The organism is Methanomassiliicoccales archaeon (assembly GCA_013415695.1).
Taxonomy (GTDB): domain Archaea; phylum Thermoplasmatota; class Thermoplasmata; order Methanomassiliicoccales; family JAAEEP01; genus JAAEEP01.
On the sequence record JAAEEP010000030.1, the window covers coordinates 1 to 10,657 of the forward strand.

The window sequence follows — 10,657 nt, forward strand, 5'->3', positions numbered from 1 at the left end:
TAGGCTGGTCGAACCAGACCGTTGATAATTCGACCGTCGCGGGAAGATACTCCTCTATCGCTCTCGACGAAGATGATAAGGTCCACATCTCGTACTATGACAGCACCAATAACAATCTCAAATACGCCACAAACTTCAATGGATTCTGGGAGAACTTCACCGTGGACAGTGAGGGAGATACCGGGCTCTTTACCTCGATCGGTGTGGATTCCCAGGGTGCGGTCCATATCTCTTACTACGATCTTACAGGTCAGAGCCTGAAATATGCCTCAAATGCAGGTGGCTATTGGGAGAATCATACCATTGACGATGCAGGAAATGTCGGCACCTACAGCTCCATCGCGTTGGATTCTTCTGATAAAGTGCACATAAGCTACTGTGATGAGACCCAGCTTGATCTGAAACACGCCACAAATTCTGAAGGCATCTGGACTGTTGATACCATTGACAGCGAAGGGCAGGTGGGCCGTTACACCTCAATAGCCCTCGATTCTTCGGACAATGTGCACATTAGCTATCAGAAGATAGACTCGCTTGACCTGAAGTACGCCACAAATTCCGATGGCGCATGGACAAGCGAGTTGGCGGAATCGGCCGGCGATGTGGGGTTCTGGACCTCCATCGCTTTGGCCCCCAATGATCGCCCCTTCATCTCCCATTATGACCAAGAGGCCCAATCACTTATTCTGACAAATATTCGGCAAGGACCACCCTCTGCTCCCAGGGAATTGATCGCGGATCCAGGGAATGGCTACGTAAGTCTTAGCTGGGAGCCCCCCTTGGATATTGGGGGATTTCCCATAATCAACTATATGGTCTACAGAGGAACCAACCCCGAACAACTGGCTACACTGGGGCTGATCGGCAACGTGACTGATTACAACGACAACACTGTGGATAACGGGGTGACTTATTACTACGGCGTTAGCGCTTTCAACTCGTTAGGAGAGGGGGATCTCTCCGAACTGGTTCAGACCACGCCCTATGGAACCCCGAGCCCTCCCGGGAATCTGCAGGCCCAGTTAGTTGATGGGCAGGTGATCCTGGATTGGCAAGCACCGACTGACGATGGGGGCAAACCCGTGGAAAACTATCGCATCTACCGGGGACCGTCCTCAGCTCAGCTTTCACTCCTGACCACAATAGGTAACCACACCGAATACACTGACGGAAATATCAGCGAAGGAAACACCTATGCTTATCGGGTTACGGCCGTGAACGAGGTGGGAGAAGGTCAGTACTCCGCCACGGCACAAGTCACATGGAATGGAGGGGGCGTTGACCTAGACCTCACTCTGATCATTGGTATCGTGGTTGTCGTGGCGATCGTGGCCGTGGTAGCGTTAGTACTCTTCAGGAAGCTGAAGTCCTAGACGCTCTTCACAGATAATAGAAAGTGAGGATCAACCAATCCTCTATCCTTATTTCTCTTTAAATCCATGACTCTGAGATCGACCGATTGGGCCATCACATTTCATAGTAATCTATATATGTGGAGGGCAAGAATACCCGGCCGAACATGACATCCTATCTCGTGCCCGAGAACATAGGCTTTTCTGGCCTCTCGCCCATTGGGCTAGAGGTTACGCCGGGCATAGAGAACACGATCCTACGGTCAAGCACCACCGCCGCGTGCTGCGGATCTGGATGGGGAGCGGGAGCCGGAGGAGGATACCAGATACCCTCCTTGAGACTCCCTGACCGGTCGTAGGATCGTTCTGGAAATCTCTTGGGGGTGTATCTGTGAATACAAGACTGTTTACAGTGGGTCCTGTCGAGGTCCGCACCGAGGTTCTTCAGTCCATGAACCGTTCCATGATGACGCACAGGAGCAAGGACTACAAGGACCTCCACAGAAGCATAGTGGAGAAGCTGAGGAAGGCGCTGGAGACGGATATGCACATCATCCTGGCGGCGACTTCCTCTTCGGGTTTCCTCGAGTCCTGCGTCCGTTGCGGTGTCCAGAGCAAGATGCTGGGTATCTCGAACGGATCGTTCGGCGAGAGGTGGCAGAAGATCGGTACAGCCAACGGCAAGGAGGTGGTGAAACTCCAGGTGCCATGGGGAAAGGCCGTTCGACCCAAGGACCTGGAGGGAACGGTCGATGAGAGCACAGAGGCCGTCACCTTGGTATCCAACGAGTCATCCACGGGCGTGTTCAATCCGGTTGAGGATCTGATCCGCGCCATCAGGGAGGAGGGCGATCCTCTAGTTTTCATCGATGGCGTCACATCCGTCGGGGCAATCGATCTCCGACTTGACCGAATTGATGTGGACGCGCTTGTTTTCGGTACCCAGAAGGCACTGGCACTCCCTCCCGGTCTGGCCGTGATCTGCGCCTCGGACCGATTGCTGGAGAAGGCCAAGAGCGTGGAGAACCGGGGTTTCTACTTCGACCTGCTGGAGCTGAAGAAGTATGCCGATAAGGACTACGCAATGACCACCCCACCCGTGTCTCTCATGTATGGCTTGGATTTCCAGCTGGACCGTATGCTAAAGGAGGGCATGACTAGCAGGTACGAGAGGCATCAGGAGATGGCAGATATTGTCCGGGAATGGGCAGAAAGGAGGGCGGGCCTCTTCGCTGAGCAAGGTCATCGTTCCAATACTATCACGGTGGTGAACAACACCGAATTCAATTTTGATGCGATTCAGAACTCCCTTGAGGGAAAGGGATACGAGATATCAGGCGGATATGGGAAGCTTAAAGACGAGACCTACAGAATAGGTCATATGGGCGACCTGACCGTGCCCGATATAAGGGAGTTCCTGGCAGTGATGAATAAGGTTATGGAGGAATTAGCGTGAAGTTGCTTGTGACTGACCCCATCTCGAACGAGGGCCTGGAGATACTGAAAAGAGACGCGAGGGTTCAGGTGGATGTGAAATCCACGCTAAGCCACGAAGAGCTGCTGAAGGAGATCGCCGACTACGACGGCATCATCATAAGGAGCGGTACCAAGGTGACCTCGGAGGTCATCGACGCGGGCAGAAATCTCAAGGTGGTGGGAAGGGCCGGAGTGGGCGTCGACAATGTCGACGTGGATCATGCCACCCGGAAGGGAGTCCTGGTCATGAACACACCCGCAGCCAACATACTCTCTGCGGCCGAGCACACAATGGCTATGATGCTCACCCTTGCCCGCAAGATCGTTTGGGCAGACAACTCTCTCAAGTCCGGCAAGTGGGAAAGGAAGAAGTTCACGGGCATAGAGCTCAGCGGCAAGACCCTTGGCATCGTTGGTATCGGCCGGATAGGAGGAGAGGTTGCCAAGAGAGCCAAGGCCTTCCAGATGCGACTCATCGGCTTCGATCCCTTTATATCGCCGGAGAACGCGGTGAAGGTTGGTGTAAGGCTTCTCCCCCTGGAAAGAGTGGTGGAAGAAGCGGACATCATCACCGTCCATGCTCCATTGACCAAGGGAACCTACCACCTCCTAGGGGAGGAACAGTTCAGACTCATGAAGCCCTCCGCGCTGGTAATCAACTGCGCCAGAGGAGGGATCATCGATGAGGATGCGCTTTGCAGCGCCCTCGAAGAACGAAGGATAGCCGGGGCCGCGATTGACGTGTACGAAGAGGAACCTCCCTTGGGCTCCAAGCTACTGGAGCTGGACAACATAGTGACCACCCCACATCTTGGGGCATCGACCAAGGAAGCCCAGGAGAAGGTCTCGCTGGAGATGGCCGAGCACGTCAAGAAGTTTCTCCTTGAGGGGAGAATCAGCAACGCTGTCAATGCCCCAAGGGGAAAGGTGGATCCGAAGGTTGCGCCCTTCATTCCACTAGCGGAGACTCTTGGATGCTTCGCGATGAACATCTTCGATTCACCGCTCAGGAGGGTTCAGGTAACCGTCTGCGGAGAGATCGCGAGCAGGGATACCAGCATGGTCCGCATCTCAGCGCTTATCGGGGCTCTTTCAAATATAACCGGGGAGAACACCAACATAATCAACGCCGAGGCGATCGCCAAGGAGAAAGGCATCCAGGTGGTGGAGTCCAAGGTGGACGAGTCCTCTCACTTCGTGAATATGATAAGCGTGCAGTTGCAGTCAGACGGGCACAAGCTCGAGGTCCGTGGGACGGCATTCCCGGCCGACGAACCTCGGCTGGTTGGTATAGACGAGTTCGATATCGACATGCCTCTAGAGGGTGATCTCATCATGACCATCCACCAGGATGTTCCAGGTGTGATAGGCAAGGTGGGCAACATCCTTGGCAACAACAACATCAACATAGCCAGGATGCGGGTTGGCAGGCGAAATCGGGGCGAGAGGGCCTTGATGCTGGTGGTGGTCGATGATTTCGTGGAGAAGGAACTTCTGGATGAACTGGTCAGAGAGGCAGGACTGCAAGAGGCACGCTATATTCGCCTTAGTGAGATGAGACCGAAGGAGTACATGCAGTTATAGGCCTCGTAGGATGTATTATTCCCGATTCGATTGGTGATTCGATGAAGATACTCTCTATCGTTGGCGCAAGACCCCAATTCATTAAGCTCGCTCCGCTTCACCCAGAGGTTTCCAGGCGACACGAGCATATTATCGTGCACACTGGGCAGCACTATGATTATGAGATGAGCCAGGTGTTCTTCGAAGAGTTGAGTATACCTGATCCGAATTACAACCTCGGGATCGGCTCGGGAACTCACGCCGAACAGACTGGGGCCATCATGCTTGCCTGTGAGAGGACTCTCTTGATTGAAGAACCAGACGTCGTTTTGGTCTACGGGGACACGAATTCCACCCTCGCCGCGGGGCTTGCCGCGGCTAAGCTGAACATACCGATCGCACATGTAGAGGCAGGTCTTCGTTCTTTCAACCGAAAGATGCCGGAGGAGATAAACAGGATACTGACCGATCATCTTTCCACAGCATTTCTCTGCCCCTCACAAGCTTCGGTCGAGAACTTGAGAAAGGAAGGTAAGGAGGAGCATGTGCACCTTGTAGGCGATACAATGGTCCAGACCCTTCTTATGATAGAGCCCAAGCTGACGACAGAAATCCTAACAAGGAATGAGCTCAAGAGTGGACAATTCGTACTCTGCACGGTCCATCGGCAGGATAATGCCGATTCGATCGAGAATATGGAGTCGATAATCGGAGCGATGATTGATTCCGATGAGAGCATCGTGTTTCCTATTCACCCACGCACCAAGAAGAACCTCGATCGGTGGAAAATGCTGCCCTCTATTCAAAAGGCGGAAAATATAGTTCTATTGCCACCACAAGGGTTTCTCTCCTTCATCTCTCTTGAAAAGCATGCAAAGGCCATTATGACCGATTCGGGCGGCGTTCAGAAGGAAGCGTTCTTCTTCCGTGTTCCCTGCATCACTATGAGGTGCGAAACCGAGTGGGTAGAGACCGTAGATCATGGATGGAATGTCCTGGTAGGTTCCGATCGCAAGTCCATATTGGATGCACTTGAGAATCTTGGACCAGGAGATCCCAATCCTACCTCATACGGTGATGTCCATGTGGCGACTAGGATCGTTGAAGCTCTTGAGGATCTCTAGGCCAATTTATCTTCCACGCTCTTTATCTTCTGGGTCATTGCGTCCTTCCTGCCCTTCCGGTCGTCGATCTTGATGGTGGTAATGACCCTGTCAGACATCCCCAAGACCTTGGTGTGGCATTTCATTACTACCTCCATGACCTCGTCCATTTCACCCTCAAGTATCGTGGCCATGGGAGTGAGCAGATACCTTACACCACTCTCTCTCACTATCTTCATGCATTCCGCCACGTATTCACTCACGCTCTCGCCCTTCCCCAAGGGAACTACGCTAAACTCTACCAGCATCTTCTCACACCTAGTAAATCGGACCTGAACGGATTAGATTCTTTCGGGTTACATTACTTAGCTAATGTACTATGAAATTAGGAGAATTAGAGTGATTGCCAGATGAGGAAATTCGCACAATGTTTATATATAAGGGTTTTTAATGATTCCTTTATTCGGTTTAAAAGGGCGACGTATTGAACCGGGGGAATTGTGTTATGAGATTTGATGGAAATGGAAGGTCCACATTGACGGTCGATCATCTCACTCACGCTATTCGAAAGAGTATTGACAGCAATGGAATGCCCGAGGATCAGGCAAGGGCAATGGCGCAGCACGTGATGAATTTCTTTGGATATAGCGAGAGGATAATTGATAACATACTTGAGCCCGAGGACCGCGATGCATTCTACATGCTCGAGGACACCGGGATCCTCACCACCGAGCGGGAGGAGACCACACTCTACGACGGAAGGGAATGGAGGATCCACTACTGGCTTTTCAGAAAGTCGAGGATAGAGGAACTCATCACGGAGAACGGACATTCCGCCTTTGTGGATGATGGTGGAGACTCGATCTACGACGAGATACCAGAAGAGATCTGGCAGAGGGTCTAGTCGAGCATAGAGACCTGACAGATAGGGAAGGCATTATTTTCGGTCACCCGTCCGAAATCATTTTCTCATCTACTATAGGGTATTGACGAGATGTCCTTCTTCCCGTACACCCCAAGGAAGTATCAGTCCGAACTCGTCGATCTAATATCTAGAACAGTGAAGACCAGGACCCATCTGGTTCTCGAGAGCGGAACTGGAACAGGCAAGACGGTTTGTGCCATCTCGGGTGTCCTGGAATCACTAGACGAGGGAGAGAAGCTGCTTTACCTGACCAGGACAAACTCTCAGCAGAGGCAGGTTATGCTGGAACTGAGGAAGATCGCTGAGAAGAATACCGTCTTTGGAATGGGCATCCAGGGTAGAAGGGGTACTTGCCCACTGGTGAGAAGCGATCCCTCGCTCCATGGCGGAACTCCAGACGAGCTCTCCAGGCTCTGTGCGGAGAAGAAGAGGAGGTCACTTTCCGGCAAGGAGGGGGGATGCCATTTCTACCGGCAAATGCTGGACACGGGATCCGAGACGATTGAGAACTACTGCAGGAGGGAACTGCCCACCGTAGAGGAGTTCGTTGACCACTGCGATCTCAAGGGGGTCTGTCCCTACGAGCTCATGAAGGAGCTGGCCTCCGACGCCGTGGTCGTTACAGCCCCCTATGCCTACTTCTTCGTCCCCTTCATAAGATACGCTCTGATGGAGTGGATGAACCTGGATGCCGGGAAGCTAGTGGTCGTGGTGGACGAGGCTCACAATCTTCCCGACTATGCCCGCGATACCCGATCCTTCACCCTGACCGAGAGATCACTGGAGCTAGTGGATAGGGAGCTTGTCGACTATGGCGATCCAGAGCTCATAAATGGGGTGAGCGCGATGGACATGATCTCACTCATCAGGGAGGAGATGGGCATTGCCCTGGTCGATTTTCTTATCGAGGAGGATGGCCTGCTTCCACCATTCTTCTTGGAGGAGGGTCTTATGGGCGGTTTTTCTGTCACCTCCAAGAAGCTGGAGTCGGCGGCCAAAGCTCTCAAGGTGTACGGTGAGGCGATCAGGGAGGGCAAGAGGGAAGATGGTCGCCTTCCCCGCTCATACGTTCATGCCCTTGGCTCGTTTCTCGAGTTCTGGATGAAGATGGACGAGGAGAGCTTCGTCAAACTTGTGCTAGGAGGAGACAATCCCGGTTTCCAGGGATATTGCATGGACCCGTCTCTGGCCTGCGCACCCCTGTTGGATTGCAAAGCTACAATACACATGTCCGGCACCTTGGAACCGTTGGAGGAGTACAGAGATTCCGTAGGACTCCCTCGAAACGGCATACTCAGGGTATTTCCCTCCCCCTTTCCGGAGGAGAACAGGGAGATACTCTTCCTTGAGGATGTTACCACCCGGTACGAGGAACTCTCCAGGGGTGATGAGATGTTCAAGAGGCTTGAGGACTACGTGGTCCTGCTCTGCAACACGTTGGACAGGAATACAGTGGTGTTCTTTCCTTCATTCTCTCTGATGGAGCGCTTCGTCAACGATGGAGTCACGCGAAGGATCAGACGAAGGGTCCACATGGAAGAGAGGGGGATGTCCCAGGCAGACCTCATGGATACAGTGATGGAGTTCAGGAATTCGCGGGAGGAAGGGGGGGTACTGTTCGCGGTCATGGGGGGAAGGATCAGCGAGGGTCTTGACTTCCCCGATAAGGACCTTGAGGCAGCTCTTGTCGTTGGCATTCCGTATCCCAAGCCCTCCGCGAGGCAGAGATCCCTACTCCACTACTACGAGCTGAAGTTTGGAAGGGGTTGGGACTACACGGTCAAGGCTCCCGCGACCAGGAAGGTGCTGCAAGCCATCGGAAGGCTCATCAGGACCGAGAATGACATTGGGGTGGCCGTGATACTCGATCGGAGGGCGGAGCAGTTCTCGACCTCTTTGAGGATACGACTCTCCGATTCCATTGTACGCGATGTTCACGAGTTCTTCGAGCGAAGAGAATCTCGCGATATGCTTGATAATCCGAAAAGAACTTAACAATTCAACTGAATCATCCGGCGATGGAGGAAGTCCTGGTCGCATTGAGCGGGATATGGCTGATGCTGCCCGCCCTACTGCCAAACTCAGCTGCGGTCATCTTCGGAGGCGGAACACCGGTGGACTTCGGAAAATCATGGGGCGGCAAGCGTATACTGGGCGACGGAAAGACATGGTGTGGCCTCATCGGGGGCTGCTCTGCGGGTGTGGCCTTGGGACTGGTGTGTATGATGGTCGCCTTCCCCTTCGACAGCGAGACGCTTTGGGGGTTCGGATCCTATCCCGAGGCTCTCGGCGTGATCTTCGTCCTATCGCTCGGCTCGTTGCTCGGGGATATGGGCGGATCCCTCCTCAAGAGAAGGCTCGGTGTCGAGAGAGGAGCCAAGATGCCCGTTCTGGACCAATATGATTTCCTCATCGGCTCCATCATACTGCTGCTCATATTCTACCCTGACTGGTTTATCGGGAACTACTGGGATGGAAACCGGTGGATAGCCTTGATAACGCTGCTGGTGGCGGTCCCACTGTTACACCGAGGTGTTAATATAATCGGTTACAAAATGGGGAAGAAGGACGTTCCATGGTGATAACATGACTCAAGATCTTAAGGAATCCCTCAAGGAGTGTGGCGCCCTGATGTACGGTACCTTCACGCTCTCGTCCGGGGAGAAGAGTACTTATTACATCGATATCAAGAAAGCAAGCACCGACCCCAAGGTCCTGGGGGAGATAGCCGCTGGGCTTGCATCGCTCATCGAGGAAAAGGACCTTCACTGCGATCGCCTGGCCGGAGTCGTTCTGGGGTCGATACCCATTGCAGTTGCGCTTTCATTGGAGACTGGTATCCCTTACGTGATGGTCAGGAAGGAGAGGAAGGATCACGGGACGGCAAAGACCATAGAGGGCACTCTCAATAGTGGGGAGAAGGTCATCGTCGTGGAGGATGTGGTGACCTCCGCCCTCTCGGCTTCTGAAGCGGTGAAGACCCTTAGGGAACAAGGGGCTCTGGTCCAGGATGTCATAGCGGTGGTGGACAGGCAAAGCGGTGGAAAGGAGCGCCTGGAAGATATGGGCCTCAGCTTTCATCCGCTGCTCACTGCAGACCAGTTGCTGGAGGAGTGACTTGGATCTCGACCTTGAGTGCAGAAGGTGTCCACTTTCTGAGTGGAGGACCAAGGTCGTTGCTCCCGATGGGGATGTCAGATCACCGGTCTGCTTCGTGGGTGAGGCTCCCGGAAAGAACGAGGATGCGGAGGGAAGACCCTTTGTCGGACGGGCAGGTAAGATGCTCGATCGACTTCTGGAAGATGAGGGACTGCCACGAAATCTCATAATGATCACCAATACCGTGAAATGCAGGCCGCCCAACAACAGAGTGCCCACCAGGGAGGAGAGGGAGGCATGCTCCCCCTATTTGCAGCAAGAGCTCAGGGGAAGGAAGCTTATCGTGGGTCTCGGTAGAACCGCGTGCGGCAACCTCATGGGAAAAGATGTCAGACTCATGGATGAAGCCAATGTGGTCACAAAGGTGATGATCGGAGGGGAACAGGTAGAATTCCTGCCCACATATCATCCAGCCGCCTGCTTATTCAACCTACGGGCAAGGGAAGGTCTTAGGGAAGCGATACGATTGGTCAGGGATCACTATATCTGATCAGGAGAATTTCTTCTTCCACAAGAAGGCGAAATTCTTCCTCCCGTCCTTCCAAGATGAAAGTTTCACCTCTCCCTTTCTCTTGCGGTAGGTGATTGGGATCTCTCTTGCCTTTACCTTCCTGAAAGCCTCTATCTTGATCTCCTCTGAAAGAGGCATGCCGTCGTCTGTGAGATCGAATTTCTCAAGAGAACTCTTTCGAAACACCCACATCCCGCTCTGAGAGTCTTTGATTCCCATGCCGAAAAGAAGGTTGAGCGTGAAGGTCAGCATGTTGTTCCCGAATCGGTGGGACGAGCTCATCGCCCCTTCTTCGGGTCGGGCAAATCGGTTGGTAGTGATGAAATCCAAGTTCTCAGATAGGAGCGTTCTAGCGAGAGCAGGTATATCCTCAGCGGGGTAGGTGCAGTCAGCGTCCAGCGTGGCTATTATCTCGCCATCGGCGCTCTCGAACCCTGTCTTGTAGGCCCGGCCGTAGCCTCGCCTGGGCTCGTCGATGATCCTCGCTCCCTTGGACCCAGCGATTTCCCTGGTCCGATCCTTGGAATTGGTATCGACGATCATCATCTCGAAGTCGAATTCACTTGGC

12 protein-coding genes are annotated in these 10,657 nt (G+C 53.4%); 10 read left to right on the top strand and 2 right to left on the bottom strand.

The window, feature by feature from the left end:
* From GKC03_09740 to wecB, 5 genes are all read left to right on the top strand, one after another.
* The coding region (locus tag GKC03_09740; protein ID NYT12808.1) for a hypothetical protein at positions 1–1,373 on the top strand (1,373 nt) is incomplete at its 5' end.
* A 146-nt stretch (positions 1,374–1,519) separates the two neighbouring features.
* Positions 1,520–1,711 (top strand): hypothetical protein, encoded by a 192-nt coding sequence (locus tag GKC03_09745; protein NYT12809.1) that lies wholly within the window; start codon positions 1,520–1,522, stop codon positions 1,709–1,711.
* Between the two features lie 92 nt (positions 1,712–1,803).
* Positions 1,804–2,808, top strand: coding sequence for an alanine--glyoxylate aminotransferase family protein (locus GKC03_09750; protein NYT12810.1), 1,005 nt, complete (start codon positions 1,804–1,806; stop codon positions 2,806–2,808).
* Positions 2,805–4,412, top strand: a complete 1,608-nt coding sequence (locus GKC03_09755; GenBank protein NYT12811.1) for a phosphoglycerate dehydrogenase — start codon at positions 2,805–2,807, stop codon at positions 4,410–4,412. The genes GKC03_09750 and GKC03_09755 overlap by 4 nt, the downstream gene beginning before the upstream one ends.
* Positions 4,413–4,453: 41 nt before the next feature.
* Positions 4,454–5,515: a UDP-N-acetylglucosamine 2-epimerase (non-hydrolyzing) gene (gene wecB, locus GKC03_09760; GenBank protein ID NYT12812.1), complete on the top strand. Its 1,062-nt coding sequence runs from the start codon at positions 4,454–4,456 to the stop codon at positions 5,513–5,515.
* Here wecB and GKC03_09765 read toward each other — a convergent pair.
* A complete protein-coding gene (locus GKC03_09765) occupies positions 5,512–5,802 on the bottom strand; it encodes an MTH1187 family thiamine-binding protein (protein NYT12813.1) in 291 nt (96 codons plus the stop codon). The genes wecB and GKC03_09765 overlap by 4 nt on opposite strands.
* Positions 5,803–5,999: 197 nt before the next feature.
* On the opposite strand from GKC03_09765, the gene GKC03_09770 reads away from it, so the two are divergent.
* The 5 genes from GKC03_09770 to GKC03_09790 all read left to right on the top strand — a co-directional run bounded on the left by GKC03_09770 (position 6,000) and on the right by GKC03_09790 (position 10,068).
* Entirely contained in the window at positions 6,000–6,398 is a 399-nt protein-coding gene (locus GKC03_09770) for a hypothetical protein (GenBank protein ID NYT12814.1), read from the top strand.
* Positions 6,399–6,488: 90 nt separating this feature from the next.
* Entirely contained in the window at positions 6,489–8,414 is a 1,926-nt protein-coding gene (locus GKC03_09775) for an ATP-dependent DNA helicase (protein NYT12815.1), read from the top strand.
* A 23-nt stretch (positions 8,415–8,437) separates the two neighbouring features.
* Positions 8,438–9,001 carry a CDP-2,3-bis-(O-geranylgeranyl)-sn-glycerol synthase gene (locus GKC03_09780; GenBank protein NYT12816.1) on the top strand — a complete coding sequence of 188 codons (564 nt, stop codon included), beginning with the start codon at positions 8,438–8,440 and terminating at the stop codon, positions 8,999–9,001.
* A gap of 4 nt (positions 9,002–9,005) precedes the next feature.
* A complete protein-coding gene (locus GKC03_09785; protein NYT12817.1) occupies positions 9,006–9,536 on the top strand; it encodes an orotate phosphoribosyltransferase in 531 nt (176 codons plus the stop codon).
* Positions 9,511–10,068, top strand: coding sequence for a uracil-DNA glycosylase (locus GKC03_09790; protein ID NYT12818.1), 558 nt, complete (start codon positions 9,511–9,513; stop codon positions 10,066–10,068). Before GKC03_09785 ends, GKC03_09790 begins: the two co-directional genes overlap by 26 nt.
* Here GKC03_09790 and GKC03_09795 read toward each other — a convergent pair whose 3' ends face one another.
* Positions 10,069–10,632, bottom strand: a complete 564-nt coding sequence (locus GKC03_09795) for a glycosyltransferase family 2 protein (protein NYT12819.1) — start codon at positions 10,630–10,632, stop codon at positions 10,069–10,071.
* Positions 10,633–10,657 lie beyond the last annotated feature (25 nt).